General features: G+C 30.8%; 16 protein-coding genes and 1 pseudogene. 4 read left to right on the top strand and 13 right to left on the bottom strand.

Features of this window, described 5'->3' with window-relative positions; all coding sequences use genetic code 11:
• Positions 1 to 111: 111 nt before the first annotated feature.
• From IP023_RS14325 to IP023_RS14305, 5 genes are all read right to left on the bottom strand, one after another.
• Positions 112 to 516 carry a hypothetical protein gene (locus IP023_RS14325; RefSeq protein WP_241791082.1) on the bottom strand — a complete coding sequence of 135 codons (405 nt, stop codon included), beginning with the start codon at positions 514 to 516 and terminating at the stop codon, positions 112 to 114.
• A gap of 223 nt (positions 517 to 739) precedes the next feature.
• Positions 740 to 1,639, bottom strand: a complete 900-nt coding sequence (locus tag IP023_RS14320) for a helix-turn-helix domain-containing protein (protein WP_241791081.1) — start codon at positions 1,637 to 1,639, stop codon at positions 740 to 742.
• A 63-nt stretch (positions 1,640 to 1,702) separates the two neighbouring features.
• Positions 1,703 to 2,458, bottom strand: coding sequence for an SDR family NAD(P)-dependent oxidoreductase (locus tag IP023_RS14315; RefSeq protein WP_241791080.1), 756 nt, complete (start codon positions 2,456 to 2,458; stop codon positions 1,703 to 1,705).
• Between the two features lie 4 nt (positions 2,459 to 2,462).
• Positions 2,463 to 3,287 (bottom strand): SDR family oxidoreductase, encoded by an 825-nt coding sequence (locus IP023_RS14310; protein ID WP_241791079.1) that lies wholly within the window; start codon positions 3,285 to 3,287, stop codon positions 2,463 to 2,465.
• Between the two features lie 30 nt (positions 3,288 to 3,317).
• Positions 3,318 to 3,605 (bottom strand): putative quinol monooxygenase, encoded by a 288-nt coding sequence (locus IP023_RS14305; protein ID WP_241791078.1) that lies wholly within the window; start codon positions 3,603 to 3,605, stop codon positions 3,318 to 3,320.
• Between the two features lie 622 nt (positions 3,606 to 4,227).
• Between IP023_RS14305 and IP023_RS14300 the strand changes: the two genes are divergently transcribed.
• Positions 4,228 to 5,163, top strand: a complete 936-nt coding sequence (locus IP023_RS14300; protein ID WP_241791077.1) for a hypothetical protein — start codon at positions 4,228 to 4,230, stop codon at positions 5,161 to 5,163.
• Between the two features lie 185 nt (positions 5,164 to 5,348).
• On the opposite strand, the gene IP023_RS14295 is transcribed toward IP023_RS14300, so the two are convergent.
• From IP023_RS14295 to IP023_RS14280, 4 genes are read right to left on the bottom strand one after another with little or no spacing between them, the layout of a single operon-like run.
• Positions 5,349 to 6,263, bottom strand: a complete 915-nt coding sequence (locus IP023_RS14295) for a helix-turn-helix domain-containing protein (protein WP_241791076.1) — start codon at positions 6,261 to 6,263, stop codon at positions 5,349 to 5,351.
• 10 nt (positions 6,264 to 6,273) lie between these two features.
• Positions 6,274 to 7,062 (bottom strand): Atu4866 domain-containing protein, encoded by a 789-nt coding sequence (locus IP023_RS14290; RefSeq protein WP_241791075.1) that lies wholly within the window; start codon positions 7,060 to 7,062, stop codon positions 6,274 to 6,276.
• Positions 7,043 to 7,954 carry an SDR family NAD(P)-dependent oxidoreductase gene (locus IP023_RS14285; RefSeq protein WP_241791074.1) on the bottom strand — a complete coding sequence of 304 codons (912 nt, stop codon included), beginning with the start codon at positions 7,952 to 7,954 and terminating at the stop codon, positions 7,043 to 7,045. Before IP023_RS14285 ends, IP023_RS14290 begins: the two co-directional genes overlap by 20 nt.
• 29 nt (positions 7,955 to 7,983) lie before the next feature.
• A complete protein-coding gene (locus IP023_RS14280; protein WP_241791073.1) occupies positions 7,984 to 8,793 on the bottom strand; it encodes an SDR family oxidoreductase in 810 nt (269 codons plus the stop codon).
• Positions 8,794 to 9,371: 578 nt separating this feature from the next.
• Here IP023_RS14280 and IP023_RS14275 point away from each other — a divergent pair.
• The 3 genes from IP023_RS14275 (at position 9,372) to IP023_RS14265 (ending at position 13,281) form a co-directional block, all read left to right on the top strand.
• Positions 9,372 to 10,847 (top strand): glyceraldehyde-3-phosphate dehydrogenase, encoded by a 1,476-nt coding sequence (locus tag IP023_RS14275; protein WP_241791072.1) that lies wholly within the window; start codon positions 9,372 to 9,374, stop codon positions 10,845 to 10,847.
• A gap of 8 nt (positions 10,848 to 10,855) precedes the next feature.
• A complete protein-coding gene (locus IP023_RS14270) occupies positions 10,856 to 11,875 on the top strand; it encodes a class 1 fructose-bisphosphatase (RefSeq protein WP_241791071.1) in 1,020 nt (339 codons plus the stop codon).
• 290 nt (positions 11,876 to 12,165) lie between these two features.
• Positions 12,166 to 13,281: a hypothetical protein gene (locus IP023_RS14265; RefSeq protein WP_241791070.1), complete on the top strand. Its 1,116-nt coding sequence runs from the start codon at positions 12,166 to 12,168 to the stop codon at positions 13,279 to 13,281.
• 600 nt (positions 13,282 to 13,881) lie between these two features.
• On the opposite strand, the gene IP023_RS14260 is transcribed toward IP023_RS14265, so the two are convergent.
• The 4 genes and pseudogenes from IP023_RS14260 to IP023_RS14245 form a co-directional block, all read right to left on the bottom strand.
• On the bottom strand, positions 13,882 to 18,438 hold the full coding sequence (locus IP023_RS14260) for an AAA family ATPase (protein WP_241791069.1): 4,557 nt from the start codon (positions 18,436 to 18,438) through the stop codon (positions 13,882 to 13,884).
• Between the two features lie 67 nt (positions 18,439 to 18,505).
• Positions 18,506 to 19,201, bottom strand: coding sequence for a CBS domain-containing protein (locus IP023_RS14255; RefSeq protein WP_241791068.1), 696 nt, complete (start codon positions 19,199 to 19,201; stop codon positions 18,506 to 18,508).
• A gap of 37 nt (positions 19,202 to 19,238) precedes the next feature.
• Complete coding sequence (locus tag IP023_RS14250) at positions 19,239 to 20,405, bottom strand: hypothetical protein (protein WP_241791067.1); 1,167 nt, start codon at positions 20,403 to 20,405, stop codon at positions 19,239 to 19,241.
• 264 nt (positions 20,406 to 20,669) lie between these two features.
• A pseudogene (locus tag IP023_RS14245) lies at positions 20,670 to 21,737 on the bottom strand (ATP-binding protein); the annotation flags it as partial.

Raw genomic sequence — 21,737 nt, 5'->3', positions numbered from 1 at the left:
AATACTTCTATTTATTATCCTTGACACAGTTTATTTTACAGTCTCTTGAGATATTAATTTGAAAAATGACTATGTTTAATTGCTTAGTTTTAAGTTAAATTAATATGTTTTTCAATTACCATAACAGATTCTGGAAACCGAATCCTGTAAAGAATTAATATAATTACCTAACTTATTGCGAATATCAAAAGAAAACAAGTAAACCCAGATTTGCTCTAAATCATAGCCCATAGATGTTATGGTATATTCATTGGTTTGGTAGTAATTGCACAAAATATTTGTTAAGATTTTATCTTCTTCATGTTCATATATTTGAGTTAATTCTATTATGGTATGATTTATGTTTTTTTTGTTATAAAATCTTTCTAAACTGCTGTAGTTGTCTAAATAATTTTGCCTCAGTTCAATGATACGACTTATCAAAGCTTCGAATTCAAGATTTTTTTCAATATTTAATTCAATATATAGCTTCATATTTTGAAGTGACTCTATAGGGGTTGTTTCTGTTAGATCCATAATTTTTAAAAGTTTTTAATTTAAACTAATTTTGGTTCATTTATAATTGATTCAATGTGTTTTTTGTGATATTTCGTTTTTCTATGTGCTAAGAACTATTATCGATTAGGAATATTAGGTTATATATAATAACACCAATTTTATTTTGAAATTTTTATATAATTATATAACAGTACTTTTAATGTAAGTTATTCTACGATTTAATATTTTGGATCTTACCTAACTAAGCTCTATAATAGGATGGTATGTTATTTACTTTTTTTCTAAAAAAATGGTTAAAGTGGGAAATATCTTTAAAGCCCATGCTATAAGCAATTTCAGCAATATTCCAATTAGTATGCTTCAATAAAATAATAGATTCTTTTAAAAGCCTATCAAATAGTAAATCGCTCGTTGATTTCCCTGTTATCTCTTTTAAAACACGATTAAGGTAGTTTACATGTACATTTAGTACATCAGCGAACTCACTTGCTGTTCTTAATTGCCTAGGGTTATCTATATCAACAGGGTATTGTTGATCAAGTAGTTGACAGAAAACATTATATAATCTTTCTCTTGAATTTAATTGAAAATCTCTCTCTGTAGCCGGACATAATTTATTAGCAAAATGCATTAATTCATTTATATGATTTCTTATGATATCATCTTTTAAAGCATAATCCGAATGATAATTCGCTTCTATTTTTTTAAATATAGTTTCTACAATTTTTCTTTCATCTTGATTTAATTGAAAAATTGGTTTTTTATCCAGGTAAAATAATGGAAAATTTTTAATTGATTGATTAAAAAATGTGTCATAATAATTTTCAGTGAATATGAAGTATCCTGCATTTTCTTTTTCATCAATTTGTTCAATCGTATATGGTATGGATGGGCTAAAAAATGAAAGAGATATTCCATTAATTTTGATGCTCTCATCCCCATAATGCACTACATATTCGCCAACAAGGAAACTAACTTTATAGTAATCTCTTCTTCTATATAAAATGGGCTTATCCGACAGACAATTTACTGAACTAAAATAACTAAAAGGTTTTTTTACATTTTGCTCATTATAAGAAAGGAATTCACGATTGAAATCCTCCATTTTCTCATTTTTAAGAACTTTATTTAGTTTTTCCATAGTAGTTTATAATACTGCAATTAGCAAATGGACTAATTGCAGTTTTTAAATTTACAATTTTTTTTAAATGTTGTTGGCTCCATTTATCATAAGTAAAGCCTCATGAGGAGAAGATAAATATGTTTTGTACACTATCTCTGTAAGACCAGGTCTAACTTCTAAATCTTTTTCTTTCAAAGCGACAATTAGGTCTTTGATGACTTCATCAGCAGAGACTTTCAAATGTGATTCAACTGAGCTTGAAAATGGTGTATCGACCAAAGGTGCAATCAGTTCGTATAGTTCAATATTCGATTTCTGCCTATACAATTCTAGTCTTAATCCTAATATATAATTATGAAGAGCTGCTTTTGAAGCGCTATATGTAGGATGAGTAAGGTCAGGTCCAAAGACAACACCTGAAGTAGTAATTATAAAAGCAGACTCTTCTTTATTCTCGATTAGAGGTATTAGTTCATGAGTCAAATATACAGCAGAATGAAAATTTACAACCATCTCCGTTTTGCTAATTTCATAGGCATTTTTAGCACCCAGTAATTGAAAATTCGTTGCTGTTCCAGCATTTAGAAAGACCATGTTCAGATCCTGATAGTATTCTTTAACTTTTTCAACTAATGATTCTAATTGTTCAAATTGGTTTAAGTCACAGACTATATATGAGGCATTGGATAACTCAGAAGTTACCTTTTTTAATCTTTCTTCATTTCTAGCGACTAAAATTACTTTATTACCTTGCTCTGAAAACCATTTTGCCGCTGATAAACCCATACCGGTTGCAGCTCCAGTAATTAATATTGTGTTTCCTTTTAAATTATTCATTTTATTAATTGTTTAAATATTCTGGTATAAATCGATTTCGCATAAAATCTACATAGGATTGATCATCGATGCTTTGTCTGATGGCAAGATAAAATTCAGTGTCTTCTCCTACAGGATACCTCAAAACATAATTGTTGTCTGTAGCTGCTGTGAAAATTTTATCTGCAATAGTTTCGGGTGATGAGGTTAATGTATCATGCTTTTCCCAGTTTTTTAATCCATTATGTATAAATTCATCATAAATAGGATTGTCACCAGTGGTAATCTCTGCAGAACCAACAAATTTTGTGGCAGTTGAGCCAGGTTCTACAATTTTAGTTTGTATACCAAAAGGTATCAACTCGTAAGCTAATGTCTCAGTAAATCCTTCTAAAGCAAATTTTGTTGCATGATATATACTCGTGATTGGATATGTAACACGTCCTCCTGCAGATGTAACATTAATTATTACCCCAGATTTTTGTTCTCTAAATAAAGGCAATATTGACCTTAATACTCGCATTGGTCCGTATAAATTAGTGTCAAAAATTCGAGAAATTTGATCATCAGTTGTCAGTTCAAAAGGGCCAAATACGGTATACCCAGCATTATTAACAATCGCATCTATTTTTCCGAACTTTTTAATTCCTTCTTCAATTGCATTGTCAATTGATTCTTGATTTTGAACGTCTAGAGCGACTACAAGTGCATTTTCAAGATTTGTTAACTCGCTTTCTTTTTCAGGACTGCGCATGGTAGCGATTACATTCCATCCTTTACGATGAAATTCTAAGGCAGTAGCTTTTCCTATTCCAGATGACGTTCCGGTGATTAAAACTGTTTTTTTCATAGTGTTTTTTTTAAATTTTAATTGTTAGTGTTAAATTCTTGATAGAATGATGTTTTCTAGATCATTATCTAAAAGCTCAAACGCTTGTAAATCATATCCTTTATTCTTAGTTAATACAATGTGATTATCTAAATCAAATTGGGTTGCCCACTTCTCGAAAATATAAAATGCTGTTACATCTTTATCACTATTATAGATCTCATAAAGAATTGAGCCTTTTTCATCTGGAGTTTCAATCTGTAAAATTTCAAGTAATTGCTTTAATTTTTTTGATGAATCCTTATTCTTTGCTTTAAGTTTTGTAAGTACAGTTATCATGTTTATCTATATTTATTATTTATATTACAAAGTTAAAGTTCATGCATATCGGAAAATTGTTGATATAACTCCATTACTTGTTATAATCAAACTTTCATAGTCGATTGGCTTTATTTTATTGGTGTGAACTATAGATTTGATGCTTTATATTAGTAATTAAGCTAATAAAAAGCTTAAATGAACAGGTAGATTGTGTTAAAGTCAGTTTGTAATTGATTGAAACGTGTCAAATGCTTCCTTTAAAAATAAATAGCAAATAAATGCATCTTTAATTTGATGTTGAATTACAAAAGCTTTTAATCTTATAGATGAATTTTCTTATAAGAAATCAAATTTATGATTCTATCATACTTATTTAAGTAGTATTGATTAGTCATATTGGCTATTTGAAAAATGATATTTTATTGCATATTCATTTAATGGATTGTAGAAATCAAACAAAAAATGATAATTTTTATTTTTGTCTGATTAAAAATTAATAAATATTGTATGATTTATAATATTTAGATCTATGCTTTAATTGATTGAACAAGTTCAAGTTTAGATAATCAAACGGGTATATATTACTCCATTTTATTACTATACATTTGAAAAATTAAATTTTTAAATAGTTCTGAAACCTATGTTTAATAATCGTTATTCTATACTAATTGCGTTAGTTTATTTCTTTTCAACTAATTTAGGTCATGCCCAAAATTCTATATTTAAGCTTACTGGCGATATTATTACAATCCCAATCTCCTTGATTGATGCTTATCCTATGATTGCAGGTGAAGTAAATGGCGTAAAAGGTAAATTTTTCTTCGATACGGGATTAATAACTGCTATTGAAATTAATGAAAATGTTGTTCCCTTAGATAGAGATAAAATGAAAGCTTATAGAGAAAGTAGAACAGGGAGCAATCAAATTTTCAAAATGTCTATGAACGAATCTATTAATGAGGTTAAACTTATAAATGGTCTAAAATTTGAAAATTTAAAAAATATTCAAAGTGGTAATTTTCAACACATACAAAATATAACCTCAGTAGATTGTCTTGGCTATATAGGCTATGATTTTTTTCATGGATATATAGTTAAAATGGATTATTTGAGAAGAAGATTGATATTCTATAAAAATTCGTTAGAACGAGAAAAGAATAAAGATTTTCTAGCAGATGAAATTGTAGTTGCTGTGTTGGATTTTGATATATCAAATGCTCAAAATCATCCAGTTATTAATGCTAGGATTGGAGATTTAGAGCTTCAAGTATCTATGGATACAGGTCAATTTGGTTGTCTGCAAGTTACTGAAGAGGGGAAAGCAACATTGGAAAAACAAAATTCATTGAGACAACTTAGTCCTAAGTTAGTCAATGTAAAAGATATTACATTAGATAATAAGTTTACCACAAAATTGAAAGGTATGTATTTAATTACTGATGATAGTTTTTCTCATGTAAAAAAGCATATAAATATTAGAACTGACAATTATATGAGTATTGGACATAGATTATTAGATGAATTTAATACCGTATGGGATTTCGAGAACAAAAAATTATACCTTTTAGAGAGGTAGTTACTTAATCTTCATATTTTTAGTTAAGTGTTGATTTTTTTATCCAGATTGTTTTTAAGATAATTATTTCAAGATGATATAGGCGTAAATCATTGTAACCAAAGTTATAACTTTGGTTACAATGCTACTTGAGTAAATGAAAAATTTTATCTCATTTACAGGGTTTAGAATTTAGGAGAATTCAGCTAATTAAAACTCGCTCTAAACTCCACAGGACTTTGCTTTGTTTTATTTTTAAATAACTTGCTAAAACTCTGAGGGTGTTCAAAGCCTAACTCATAAGCTATTTCAGAAATAGAACGTGTGGTGGTGCTTAATCGAGTTTTTGCATAATCAATTATTTTATTTTGAAGATGCTGCTGGGTCGTTTGTTGGGTGTAAATTCGAAGAACACTGCCTAGATAATTTGCAGAAATATTCAATTCGTTAGCAAGGGCAGTTACCGTTGGAATTCCTTTCAATAGAATTTCTTCTTGTTTAAAATATGCTGACAATACTTGTTCAAAACGAGTAACGAGTTCATGGCTAGATTTTTTGCGTGTTATGAACTGACGTTCATAATATCTTTCTGCATAAATTAATAATCTTTCTACTTGTTTTACAATTAAATCTTGGCTGAATTTATCGATATTAGATTTGTATTCACTCTCAATATTCTGAAGAATCTCTACAATGGTATGTTCTTCCTTATCAGACATAAATAGTGCCTCATTTACAGCATATCGAAAGAAATCATAGGACTGTATTTTGTCTGCTAAGGTAGTATTCCAAAGAAAATCAGGGTGTATCAGTAATAACCATCCTGATGGATTAACTTGAATCTCTGAAGTAATTTCTAATTTTAAAAATTGTTCAGGAGAAATAAAACATAAAACACCAGAGTCAAAGTCATATTGCTGTTGTCCGTAGTTAAACCTTGCATTTACATTTCGTTTTAAACCTATTGAATAGAATTTTTGTATCCATTTAAGTTCAGCTCCATCAGAAGAGAATGTGACTTTACTATAATCTATCAAACTAATAAGTGGATGCTCTGGTTTTGGTAAATTACAAAAGCTGTGAAATTCTGATAATGTATGAAATTGAAAAGTTTTCTCCATAACAGCTAAATTACTTTTTTTCTTTATACAAAATCATTCCACCATGGTATAAAATTCCATCTTTGAAATATCCATCAGCCGTAAATCCTGTATCGTCGATATAATCAATGTGATTTCCTGATAATGTATATTGACCTTGATATGCGCTTTTACGATTACCACGTGCTTCATCATATCTGTTATTAGGTAGTAATTCATGACGAACGTTTCTGTCTTTCGTTACCCACATGCCAATATATTCTTTAGTAACTTCTATTGTTTTATTCATTGCGCTTTCGTTTTTATTGAGTTTCATTAATTCTGTTAATTCTTGGGTATCTAAAAATGCAACCACGGTAATAATTCGATTATCTTTTACTATTATTTTCCATAGGTATGTATTTTCATATGGCGAACCATTTATAGCAGTTGCCTTAGCTTTAAAGTGTAGCCAAACGTATTCTTTGTCATGCGTGAGGCTAATCAATTCTGGTTGTAAAGGTGTTGACAACTGTTTTAGAATAGGTTTTACAGCATTTTCTATAAAATTTGCTTTCCCTTGATATATTCCAGAAACTGGAGACCTACCAGCTACAGTCCAAGTGACGTTTTCGTCTAAAATATCAAAAAAACTAGTTCCGTCATTTTTCCAATTATCGAAATAGGATGCTATTAACATTTTTGATTTCTCGCTAGCTTCCATGTCATTCACATAGCGTGTTTTTGCTGAACAAGAACAACTCAAGATGAATAGGTATGTTATAACAATTAAAAAATGTACATTTTTCATAAGTAGGTATTTAGACATTGCTGCTTTCATTAGTTGAAATTGTAAGAAGATCTTCAAAGCCTATTATTTTTAGCATTCGAAAAGTTTGAGCTTCTCTAACTGCATTTACTGCTTCTGCACCATAATCAGAATAGTCGATCGAGGTTCTTAATGGTTTATTACCTTTAGGAAGTGAGATTAATCTTGCGACTTCATCTGCTATACCTTGAACGGGAACTTCTTGATGTGGTCGAAATAATTTACGTAACCCATTCTCATATCGATCCATATAGGGTTCTAACTTTTTATATTCTTTTAAAGTCTCTTGATCTTCTGGGGCAACGGCAGTAAGGAAATGTGATGTTCCATCCATAAATAGGCCTGGCATTAAAATGGTGCTTTCAATTCCAAATGGACGTAATTCATAAGCTGTTGATTCTGCTAAAGCATCCATCGCTTGTTTTCCAACGATATATGGAGTGAAAAAGGGATTAATAATTGCGGAGACAGCACTTCCTATGTAAATCAGATACCCATTCTCTTGTTTTCGCATTATTGGTAATACAGCCTTGTTTAATCTATGTGCACCTACAACATTTGTATCTAAAGAATCTTGTAATTGTTCTGGGGTAAATGCCTCTGACAAACCGCTAAAAAGATGTGCAGCATTATGAATGACTACATCTATAATGCCAGATTCTTCTTTCATTAATTGTACAGCTGCAAAACAAGATTCTTGTGATTTAATGTCCAAATCAACCAGAGTTAATTTACCTGTCATTTGTGCTGCAAAATCAGTGAGATCATTAGCTCTAGCAATACTTCTTGTTTTAAAATCACGTATTCCTGCATATACGTGATGTCCAGCCTTAATCAGCGTTTTAGCTGCTAATAGTCCCATCCCTGAGCCTGAGCCAGAAATTAATATAGATAACTGTTTCATGAATTAATTAGAATTTTATTTTTGAATGATTAAAATGATTTTTGGGCTGTCGGGCGAACTACAATTTCGTTAACATCTACGTCATTAGGTTGTGAAATTGCATAAGCAACGGCTTTGGCTATTGCAACTGCAGGTAATAAGTTAATTCTGAATTGCTCTATGGCTAGCTTTTTTAATTCCAAGTCAGATATACTCTCTGCTAATTCTGAAACGGTAGCGCCAGGAGCTACAATCGTAACTCGAATATTGTTACTTACCTCTTGACGTAATCCCTCTGAAATGGCTCTCACAGCAAATTTTGTAGCACTATAAACTGTAGAAGTAGGACCAACCCAACGATCACCAACTGATGTGATGTTTATAAATTGGCCTTTATCCTTGGCTTCAAAAATAGGTAGTGCTGCGGCTATACCGTGTAAAACTCCTTTGATATTTACATCAATCATTCTGTGCCATTCTTCAATTTTATACTCATTAATCATCGAGAGAGGCATAAGGCCTGCATTATTGATAAATACATCCAGCTTTCCATGCATACTTTCAGCATGGTCTACAAATGACACAACATCTTGTACATTTGTAACATCTAATTTTTTATAGATAGCATCACCACCTGAACTAACAATAGTTCTTACTATGTTTTTTAAATGTTCTTCTCTTCTTGCTCCTAAAACCACTTTAGCTCCCAATTTTGATAAGTGATAGGCTATCGCCTCACCAATACCACTACTAGCTCCAGTAATGGCAACAACTTTTCCTTTTACATTTTCCATTTTTATATGTTTTAAATTATAGTACAAAGTTGCTGTTCTAATAAGAAGTGTACATAACCTAATCAATGGATGTTGTAGTTAAATCGTGGATTCTTGTGAATGTGCCTAATGCATTATTAGATACGTAAATAATGCAGACAAGTGAAAATTGACTATCACGTCTATAACTTACTTAAATGTAGGTAATTAGGTAAATCTCTTTAATTACATTGGTTACAATGGAGCCGTTTACGATGCAGGTAGAATAGGTGAAGTTATTTGATAGATATGATTTTAGAATTGACAATGATTAGTAAAAATGTAAACGTTCAACCCAATTCTTTTTAATATTGATTGACTATCTGTACGATTAATCACCTGCTTTGATTTGTGTTTTTCTAGCTTTTTCTTGATTGTGTAATCTAAGTATCCTAAGGCATGTATCATTTCTTAAGTTAATTAATTTGTAATTGACAAATGACAAATTGAATTTTAAATAAGCATTACTTTGTTTTATTATTATATTTATTATTACTTACTTGTTTTTATTATTTAATTTATAATTTTAACAATTTATGTTGTTAAATTTTATTAAAATTTAAATATTTGGTTTTCTGTCAGCTTTTAACATCCTACCTTTGAGCTATAAATTTTACCAATTATAGATGAAAAACATGTTAACAGATTGCTTAAATCAATTTGAAAAGCAGCGTGAGGAATGCCTTAGTATTAGACTTATAGCCAATAGCTTGTGGAAAGATAGAAAAGTACTTTGTTTATACCATGGACATAGCCTTGTGGATGAAAAGTTGAATCTACTAATGCATTTTCAAAGTCAATCTATCGCGTATCCTAGTGTATATAAACTGCACAGTATAGAATCCATAATGAAAGTTTTAATGTGTTTACCAGAACTACCTGCTGTTATCGATCTAGGTTTGTTAAAGGATAGTTTCCTGCTTGATCAACCCATAACCAAAGAGTCTTTAATTTCTAAGTTATGGCTTATACATCTTCAGCATAATCCCAACACTAAAGATGTTGTATTGTATGGTTTTGGACGTATTGGTAGGATCATTGCTCGAGAATTATGTACAGATGCTGCATTAAAAGCTCAACTCGTATTACGAGCTGTAGTCGTACGTGAACCCGTGAACTTAGTTTCATTAAAAAGAAGAGCATCGTTGCTAGCCAAGGATTCTATACATGGTGCTTTTAATGGTCGAATCTCTATAGAAGAGTCCTCCAATAGCTTAATTATTAATGGTGTTCCAGTACAATTCATAACTGCGGAACAGCCTGATGAAGTGAACTATATTGAATTTAATATTAACAATGCTTTGCTCATTGATAATACGGGCGTTTATAGAGATAGGAAAGCATTAACAAATCATCTGATTGGAGGTATAACAAAAGTATTGGTTACAGCTCCCGTAAAAGATATACCTAATGTGGTCTTTGGTGTTAACCATAAAACTTGTATAAAGCCAGATCAACAGCTATTATCTGCAGCATCTTGTACTACTAACGCGATAGCTCCTGTACTACAGGTACTGGAAAATCAGTATGGTATTATTAAAGCTCATATAGAAACTATACATGCCTATACCAATGATCAAAACTTAGTAGATAACATGCATGAAAAGGATAGAAGAGGACGAGCTGCTGCATTGAATATGGTGATTACGGAGACAGGTGCAGGTGAAGCGGTGGCTAAGATTATTCCTAAGCTTAAATATAATATAACAGCTAACGCTATTCGTGTTCCTATACCCAATGGATCTTTAGCCATACTTGTAGTAGAGCTTAATAAGAAGACTTCAATACCTGATGTTCATCAGTTATTTATGACTTTTGCATTTAAGCCAACTAAGCACAAACAAATTGATTTGATTTTTGATGAAGATCTGGTCTCTTCGGATATTTTAGGTAATCCCTCAACAGGTATAATAGATGCACATGCTACATCAATATCAGCAGATGGACATACCTTAACACTTTATGTATGGTATGATAATGAATTTGGTTACGCAATGCAGGTACTAGGATTGGCTAATTATTTAGCAAAAGAGCATATGGAAATTAGCCATGCGAGTCAAGTGGAAGCTGAAGAAGTTGAATTAGTAGTTTTGAATGGCTAAGTTTTTATATGATCGGTAATTCACTCGTTCAGCATATGAATGCTGAGGTTCAAGCTGACTTTATAAGCACAGATTTAGCAGCTATTATATTGGATATTTCATCTGCAGCAATTGTAGTTTCAGGGATAGTCAACAGAAATGTTTTTGATAGCCTAAATGAAGATAAACAGACTATAAATACGCATGGAGAAAGGCAGCATAGACTAGACATACAAGCACAAGATATATTTATATCCTACCTTAAAAAAAGTGAAAAATGTAAATACCTAATATCTGAAGAGTGTGACGATATCATCAATCTGATGAATGGTAATCTTCAAGAATCAGTATACAGCGTTTGTTTAGATCCTTTGGACGGTTCTTCTAATATTGATGTCAACGTCTCTGTTGGTTCTATTTTTTCAATATTTTGTCAGCAAAGGCAGTTGATCGATCGGTGGAATCCCATCAGTTCTGGTCAGGAGCAACGTGTAGCAGGCTACTTTTTATATGGTACATCAACAATGTTGGTCTTAAGCTATGGACATGGAGTGCATGGATTTACCTTGGATGTGAACGTTAAAGAGTTTAGGCTTACTCATCCCTATATTAGTTTGCCTAAAACAGGTGCTATTTATGCAATTAATGAAGGTAATACAGAAGATTTTCCATTACAAATACGTCAGTATTTAGCCTATTGTAAGCAATTCGATCCAGAGAATAATTTACCATATAAATCCAGGTACGTAGGTTCAATGGTAGCCGATATGCACCGTACCTTATTGAAAGGTGGTATATTTCTGTACCCTTCAACAGGAATGCACACCAATGGGAAATTAAGGCTTTTGTATGAATGTAATCCTATGGCTTATATCATAGAGCAAGCCGGTGGACTAGCCATCGATGGTATGCGCCCTATACTGCATATTCCTGTTTTAAATACGCATCAAACAGTACCCTTTATTGCAGGAAGCTATAATATGGTTAAGAATGTACTTAACCTGTATAAAAATGAAAGTATTAATAACCACCTTTATTACAGTTGTTAGAATGTTTGGGAGTAACATTTAAATTTTATAACTGTTTTGTTTAGTTAGGTCCAGCCTTTTGCTGGGCCATTTTGCTGCTATTTTATTTTTAATACTACTAAATCGCTATTCCTTTGAATGTACGTGCCCTATAGCTAGCTTTAAGCTTTTAAGCTGTGATAGCTTCCTGTTTATTATACAATTGTATGATAACTACATGCATTATAAAGTTTGAATTCTCTTAGGGACTATCATTACTTGTTGTAAATAAGGGAAATTTAGCGTTGTAATTTAATTCACCTATGCAAAAAATGAATCTAACAAGAGAGCAGCTCTATACCTTGGTATGGAAAAAGCCGCTTCGATTTATCATCGAATCTTATGGTGGGACTTATCAAGATATAAAGGAATTGCTTAAGAAATATAATATTCCATCTCCTGAGAATGGCTATTGGTCTAAATTAAGAGCAGGTCATACCCTAAAAATCCTATCACTTCCTTTGTTAGCTGGCAAAAAAGAAAAAAAAGTAATTTATGAACCTAAGCAAAGGGTGTCACGATTAAAAAATAAGGAGGTTCATAATAAGTTTACGGCTGAAAAACAGCAGACTCATCAGCTTAAGCAGGCCATGCCTGAAGATAAATTTGTAGTTGAAGCAAGGAGGTTATTTCAAAAAGAACTAAAAGGCGATGTAGGAAGTAATAGACTTATTAGTATTGGATCGCATGCATTGCCCATAAATGTAAGCGCTAAGATGATAGATCGAGCTCTTGAATTTTTTATTTTGTTTATCCTTGGAATTAAGCAAATAGGAGGGGAAATAGAGATGAAATCGAATCGAACTATAGTACTTTATAGGGAGGAACGATTAGAACTATCACTCCGTGAGAAACAGAATCGTGTTGAACGATTAAATTCAAAATATTCCTGGGAAACCTATGATTATCTACCTTCAGGGATCCTTGTCTTTAAATTAGGTGAAAACTCATGGGATACTAAGGAATGGAAAGATACAGCCTATACCATACTAGAAGATAAAATTGATGATATACTAGCATATATCCCCAAAAAAATAATTAAAATACAAGAGGAGCGAAGGGAAATTGAAAGATTTAGATTGGAGCGTGAAAAGAAATATCAACGGCAACTGGAATTAAAAAAACTACAAACTACAGAAATCAATAATTTTATAGCACTTAAAACCAATGCTGAATTATGGAAGAATGCTTCACTAATGAGAGAATATCTTCAGGCGATGGAAGATGCTGCCAAATTAAAAGGTACCTATGATGTAAAGATACAAGAGTATCTTGCTTGGGCTAGAAAAAAGGTGGATTGGTATGATCCGCTTGTGGATGCCACAGATGATCTATTTGAGCATATGGATAAACTATCATTGACCTCGACTAAGAAGCTAGGATCGTAGGGTTAGATTAATGTATTTAAACTGTTTTATTTAAGTTGTTTACGGTTATTTATATATTGTTTTAGTGTAGGTAATATTAAGGTTTTATTTATTTTAGCGTGCCCCTTTTAGGGTCGGGCTTTTTGTTGCAATCTCTTTTATATAATCAGTATATATAAGAGGATTTTCACGGCAATCCCTCACGTGGGGTCAGAGGTTAAAACTGAATGCCGGAAAATTGAATATTCGATTTTCCAATTTAGAAATCAAAGTAAGTGTAGCTAGATGATGAGTTTAACCTTCTAATTTTTAAAGAAGTTTACCTCTAGGAAAAGGGGTAAAATATTTTTCACGAAAGCTATCCAATTCTTAGTGATGAAAATGCAGAAATTCCAACGGAGCTATCGAATTATATTTTATACATTTCTTCTGCAAATATAAATAACCACTGTCTTTTATTTACATGGATCGTAGTGGGGTTAATCTCTAAACAAATCAAATCTTAGAAAACAAAATATGTGTTAGCGGTCTTGCCTTAGAAAGAATGTAGATTACATGTCTAAGATACAATAGAGGTTAAATAAGAGTTAGTTAGAGATTGTGAATCTTCACTTTTGTTTTTTATGTAAGTGTATCTAATATTTTGTAAGAACTTCTCCTTAATTTGTAGTCTTGTAATACATCATCAAATCTTTGTAAAAGTCTTTTTTTATTTAAGGAATGGATTTCTGTTTTCTGAGTTAAGCTGTCATAAGCACCAACAATAAATTTTATGTATGATTCATCCAATTTGTATATTCCTTTAGCTCTTTGATTGTTTGATGCTCGGTTTTCAAAAGCAGAATCAAAAAGATCGATTGCTTCAAGTGGGGAATAAGCACATTGTTCACATAGGTATTCCACCAAGTAATTAGACATCATGAATATTGGTGATTTTATATAGCTTAAGAGGAAAGGATATATATCAATAAGTTTTATATGTTCTATATTTATAAAGTTTATAGATAAATCATTTTCTTCATTTACTTCTATTTGTTGTAAAATACTGAGTAATAGATTATCATTTTTTTCTTTACTATTCGCTACGGTGTAATAGTTCTTAAATATAGTCCGAATACCTCTTACAGCCGCAGTTCCATTATACTTAATTAATTGGAATAACAATTCATCTGCCCCCTCAATATTATGTAGATAAGATCCATATAATATATTGAAGAGTGATTCTGCATCATTTTTACCGATTAGGTTTGAGACGATTAACTTTTCATAAGCTGGTGATATGGTTTTAAATCCATTTTTCCTTAAGTACTGTAGTGACCATAGCGAAGATGCTATAACATATATATCATCTTCTTTTGCTATTTGATTAACAAATAATTTATTTGTTCTGTCTATATTCATTCTGGTTAGATGTGCTATATAGTAATAAACCAATGCTCTAGCATCTGGAGGCCCTGAGACAAGAATACTTTCTACAGTTTCGAAGATCAAATTTTCGTAGGTATTGTCTTTAATACGGACTAATGCACTTATTGCACTACCATGATACGTATTCATAGCATGTGTAACTAATCCATGAATATCAGTTGTCTTGTCCCTGTCTTCTTGCCAAGAACCCTTCTTTTCATAGTTTAAGGCATTAACTGTTAACAAGGTAATAAGATATGGGTTTTCGGTATCACCACCACTAAGAATTCCAGCAATTTTTATTGGGTAATATATGTTTGTATGCTCTTTTCTAGCTATAGTAGTCTTTAGAATCTCAATTAAATCCTGTCGCAGGTCTTTTCTGATTTCAGCTAAAGTTTGTAAGGCAGTAAATACATAGTTAATATTAATAGTAGGGTCATTGGTAATTGCTTTTAGAATATCCATTTTCATATCTGATGGATTTTCTCGGATGGTATTCGAAAAACCAGAGCTTAACTCGTGAATCCCACCTTTATTACTGCCGAAATCTTCTATGTAACTAGAATTATATTTTCGAAATGCAGCAATCCATTGCTCCTTTGACATATATGGATAAGCTTTAGGATTGACAGGACTAGTGCAACCAATAGTCACTGATATCTGTCTTACATTAGGTTTATCTTCTATGTTTTTATGACGTCTTTCGAGTTCTTGAAAAGACTTCTTTAATTCTTTGTCAGAATTGATAAGATTCATAGGTAAAGATTTTAACCAAAAGTATTTTCCTAATCCCCAATTAGAATAAAAACGTTTCTTGTTGGGCTCTCCATATTCATAAGAACTAATTTCAAAAGCCTTCTTATATTGTTTGATGTAGTTTATAATATTTTGTTTTTGATAAGAGCTAAAGAGAGCAAATGTACTAGCTATAAGAATTCTTAATTCATGCTCTAGATTTTTATCTTCTTCGATAATTTTGGATTCAGTGACGGTAATAAAGAAATTATAAATTTGATTTACATAGCGCACCTCATTTCCCTGCAAAGCAAAAATGATTAATCTCAATATAGATTCATATTTAGAATGTTTGTATTGATCTAAAAATGATAAGAAGGCATTAATTTTTATTTCAGCAGCTTTTTTAAGACATATACCTAATAGCTGATAAGGATTTTCTTGATTATTTGAGTAATCTTCATTGTCAGTTAAGTCAATATCATGAAAAGTCCAGTCGCTAATCAATGATCCAACATTATAACGATTGTCATCCTGTAAGTCCGAAATGACACATGCTAATAATAATGAGTATAGTTTGTCAGGGTATATGTTTATGAGTTTTTTTAAAACTTCTTTTAGTTTATAGTCAGAATTTTTTTCGGGATCTTTAAGACTTTTTGGAAGGTTACGGCTTAGTTGCTCAACGACATACTCTGGATTGTTTGGCATCATATTATCCAATACGTGATAGTAACCAAAAGGATCATGCTCCTCAAAATCTTTACAGCTTTCAAAAATTTGGTAACTCAGCGGGTTACTCCATTCTGTTACAGAGTATAGTAAATCTTGTATTTTATATTTATCTGTTATTGTAGATAATATTTCCCACGCTATTTGTGAGTTATATGTGGTAATTTGGCTCTGGATAATGTAAAATATCTGCTTCGCTCTATGTTTTTCAATCTCATTAGTTATACTTGTTTGGTCAGCTTTCAACAAGTCTAAATATCCCAATTCAATTACTATATTATTAAACCAGACTTCACCTTTCGTCATCTCTAAAAATAACAATTCACATTGAATATCTTTTTTGATAGTAGTCTTAACAAAAGAGATTTCATCCTGATGCGGAGTATCTAAGGATATGATTAAAGAAAATATAATTTGTTTAATGTGAAATAATACTTCATCATCATCAAAAATGGAAGTAATATTTTGTAGGTATTGTGTGAACTCGTATTCTCTGAGATAGGTAAAGGTCATCTTTACAGCAGAGCGAATATGAATAGATTGTTCTGCATCCTTGATATATCGGATTATATTGGTATCCTGTTCAACTAGCTGTTTTGAAAATACAAAATCGTAAAACGATTGATGAAAAAACTGTATTTGGTTTCCATCTGTTTTTATCAATCTTTCACTCATTAAGTAATTTAGTTCCTGTTGATAATCTTCATACTTGAATCTAGGAATAGAGATACGTTGCTTTGCATACATATCGTTAGCGATAGTATACAAAAGTTTTTTAACGGAAATACAATCTTGAAATTTGGTTGTTCTCTTTGCTATTTCAGTAACTTTTTGATTCCATAGTTCAAAATATAATCCGTGAAGAGATATAGATTGTATGCGGCTAGTTCCATTTGTTGCAATTTGAAGAAATACATCGAGTTGATTTGGTATTTTAAGCAATTGAAGGAGTTTTGAGGATAGCGTATCTGGATTTATTTTTGCCATCCTTAAAATCATATTAACTTCTAGTTCATCTAACGCGTTTACATCAATGGTTTTCCCATTTTTATAAAACTGCAGCGAGGGGTCGTAATTAAGCTCATAAGGTCTCACGGAAAGTATTATTTTGACATTTTCATCGTCTAGAAAGATATCAATGAAGTTTCTGAATACGTTCAAAAACCTGCGGTCTGATGACATAGATTGTGATAATGCATCAATCTGATCAATCAAAATTACAACTTTTGAAAAGTGCTTTTTAGACTTCTTGATAAATTCCAGTAGTGGAATTGGAGTGCTTATGTTTTTTTGCAAATCATTTATTGATGTTGAGTACAGTATGTCTGCTTTCAAACCTAGTACAGCCACATTCTTGTCTACACATTTGTCATACAAGTCCTTTAGAATAACAGTTTTTCCATATCCAGCTGAGCCTACCAAAAGACATATGTTCTTATGTTTTTCAGATTTATTGTTGTCATTTATTATCCAGTCATATAGCAACTCTGTCTCCTTGCGTACTAAATGGGAGTTTGATATGAAGCTAAATTCATTACTTTCATTAGATAGGCTAACTGAGGAGGTTCGCAGAGCATTAATAACATCTTTATAAGTCAACGTCGGTTTTATTAGATTTTTCAACTCATCTAATCTAGAAGCATCTATAACAGTCTTAACTTCAAAAAAGAGTGGAATCAAATGAGATAGTATAGGAGAACTTAATTCTAGGTCTAAATCCTGAGAGTAAATATTCTTTACAGTTATTTTGGATATCTTTTCTTTAAAGGATGTTATATCCAAGTCAATCTTTAGGCTTTCTAGAGTTGACTTTGCTAAACATTTATTAATCCATGTACTTAATTGAGGCTCATTTGCAATTATATTTTGAAAATCCTTAACAAAGTCATTGCATTCGTTAGCTAAGCCATTTGCTGTACAGATGTAATAACTAAATGAAGAATAGTCATCAACCAAACGTTCATCAATAATACTGTACAGTATGAATTTAGTGATTTCTAAACCTAATTCATTTTTTGAATATGGATTTTTATACAGTTTACATTGTATTACTCCATTTGCTTTACCATCTTTATACAGTACACAATCTCTCCCTTTATCTCGAACGCCTGTTAATATGCTGATTGAATCATAAGGTTTAAACTGATCTTGATCTATTTTAATTTTATAAATAGAGTAGATGAGTTCTTCAAATCTTCTGTCATCAGGTATTTGATGATATGGATATCCCTTGTTCGCTAAAGCAAGGGGTTTGTTTGATTCTGTGAAAGATGTTACTTCAGGAGCGTCAAATTGCAACATGTAGATTGAATTATAAATAATTAAGTTAGTATTCTAAAAAAATTAGTAGGTAAACATTTTTTGAGCATTACACCAGATTTGCTATATCTTCAATAGTTATGAGTCCAAGAAGTTTCTCGCTTTTACATCCACTGTGTGTAATAAATAAGACATCAAGATTCCTTTTTTTCTTTATTATTTGTTGAATAAAAAGATTATATGCTTCATAAATATTCGTTGACCTAGAGATAAACCTATAATTTTGCTTAAATTCTACCTCGATAATTAAGTCTAATACTTTGGGATTTTCTATAACTATGTCGTTATCTTCAGTTTGATTTGCTAACCACCTTGAAATTGTGTTAGTATTTATTAGTTCAATAACTACTCCTTGTTCATTAAAAATAGGAAATTGAGAGAATGAATTCTCTCTCATAGTTTTAAGAATTGGAAGTAAATCATCATCCTCTTTTGCTCCTAGAACTTCAAATTGAAATTCAGGAATTACCTTTAAAGGACTTTCTAGCTTATTTAATATACTTTCAAAATTTTCTATCACCTTTGCTAAAGGTTCTGCTATATATTTACCTCCAATTTTAGGGTTATGAACAATGGCATTTCTTAGTTCTCCATAATCTAACAGTTCGATTTGGTATCGTTTTATCAGAACGTTGTTACTGTTTTTTACTTTTGTAGCAAAAGTTTCATAATCGGATTTACTTCTGTCCTTAAGATAAATGTCAATTCTATTATAAATCTCAAGAAATTTTTCAGCGTTACTCATCTGTTGTATTTAATTCCTCCTGTAGTTCGTAATCTTTTTAAATAGTCAGGTTATCATTCCATTTAATAATCTGATAAGTTGCTTTGCACAAGAAAACATTCATCTGCTTTAAATCTTCATCATTACATTCGTAATTATTGGATTTGTAATTTGTTTTTGCATGTACAATATGATTTCTTGTACTGTAAAGCCATTTTCCAATTTCTTGTATAATGGTATCTATGTAATCTTGAGATAAATCATAATTCAGCGCATTTGGATTTAGCTTAATCGATTTCATTAAAGCCATTTGAATTGTTTGAGGTAGGAACTGAAATAAACTAACAATATCAATCCCACAGGATAGGACTGTTTTAACTAAGTCACTATCAGATTTTGATTTTCTTAATGAATCCGATATATTTATTATATTATTAAGGTCATTATCGGTAATCTTAGCGTACTTGATTGTATCAAGTTTTTTTAATAATAAGTCGTAAGTTTTTAATTTAGCTATTTTAGGAGAAAAATGCTCTATCACTTTATAGTAATACAAGAAACAGATTTCATCATCAGCTGTTTTTGCAGCTTCTAAGTATAGATCAATTGCTTTATTATATTGTATGAGAGTTGATACTATGATTGATTTGGTCTCGTCATCTTCATCATGATCATATTTATAGTAGTCAGCGTCAAAATTGTGAAGTTCTACTATTTCTAAAACTTTATTTGTTACTTGATAATATTCATAAATGAATGACATTACTAAACCTTGGCAATATTCCAAATCTATCTCACTTTCTTTCTTGGATCTTATTTCGATTGCACAATACGTGGTGAGGGGACCAGCAAATTTTGAATAAAACCCTAATTTAACATTAGCAATTGCTAATAGTAATGGTCGTTGAATAATCTCAATTGTATACTCCTCATTTTTAAATTTAAAGTCTACTGAAGCTAAAGAAGTGTCTAGCCAATCGTCAGTAAATATCGGGAATTGCACTTTACACTTTGTTCTTACATATTTCTTCGAATATTCCAAAGTTTCAATCTCACTAGCGAATCCATCCAATTGTTTAAGTGAAAATATGATATCTTCAACCTCTCTTGGAAATCTAAAATTAAACATTTTATCATCTTCATCATTCACGAATAAATCGACGAAAATTTTTTTATCTTCTAAATATTTGATTATTTTATCAAATGAATTAACTTCTGTTATCATTATCTCATAAATTATTTCTTATAATATACTGTATTGTTCTCTTTACCTTCTTTTAAAATGCCTATACTGTTACTAATTAGACTTTTTACATTATATATAAAAGGTATTTAGCCTATGGAATATTTCAAACTTCTTTTGTTAGTGACATTTTAAAATATTTAATTGTTCGGACTCGAAACGTAGTTCTTCTTTAGTTCCGCGGGAACGACGAGCATAGCTTAAGAGTTCAGCGTAACTAAAGTTTAGTTATTAACGATAGTTCTATTATAAGCCTAACTTTTCAATAAATATTTTATTTCTTAATTCTGCTCTTTTCAATAATGAAGAATATTTCAAGACTTCAGTATATATAGAACCATTTTCTTTATCATCGAATCCAATCACTTTTTGAGAGGGACTATATAAATAATCAAAGTGGTAAGAATATTCAAATGTAGATACACTTCCTTGAACATCTTTTGGTTCAATGCTCTCTCCAATTAAATATCCATAGAATGTTTTTATTTCAAATTCATCATTTGTATAATTTCTTATGAAGGAGGCGTATTTATTGATTTGTGTTAAATGGTCAGATGTATTAACATCAGGAGCTTTAAACTCAATAATTATACATTTACCTTCTTCTGGAAATAATAATACATCTGGTCTTCTATCTAAACGACTCTTCCCAAGAGAATTCAAATATCTTTCTTCTTCCTTCGCAAATTCTGTTTTAAAGACTTTTTTATCATTAATTTTAAGATTCCTTAATGTGAATTCTGAACTTCCTTTGAAATAAATAAATTCTTCATTTAAAATCCATAAATCACTTCCATAAGTATTTGTAGATTTTTGAGTGAATAAGAGATTATGGATTAATGCTTCATCTTTATCTCTTGAACCAATATTTTGTATTTTAAGTTTTTTATCTAAAATTTTCGAAAATAGCTCTATTACTAGTTTTCTTCTAGCAACATAATGACTTAAACTTCTCTTATTCTGTTCAGGTAAAATTCTAACTATTTTATTAATTTCCTTTTCTAAATCTTCCTCATAAGTTTTAGATGTAGTATCTAGATTTTCAAGTCTATCAATTGATTCCTTAATACACGAATCAATTTTAGCTTCTTTTTTAGCTTGTGCCTCATAGAATTTCTCTAATATTTTTTTGTCATCATCATTCAATGAGATTTCTACGTTTTCATCTTCTTCTATTAGAAACATTTCTTTTAGATGCTCTAATTCATTTACGTGTTTTTCAATTATTTTTTCAATTTCAGGATATAGATTTTTTAGTTTTTCATTAACTGATAATTCAATATCTTCTAAGAAAATGGCTTCAGAATTAAATGC

This window comes from Sphingobacterium rhinopitheci, from assembly GCF_022627575.1.
Lineage (GTDB): Bacteria > Bacteroidota > Bacteroidia > Sphingobacteriales > Sphingobacteriaceae > Sphingobacterium > Sphingobacterium rhinopitheci.
Note: the sequence above shows the minus strand (reverse complement) of the source record. Positions and strands in the feature narration are given on the sequence as shown.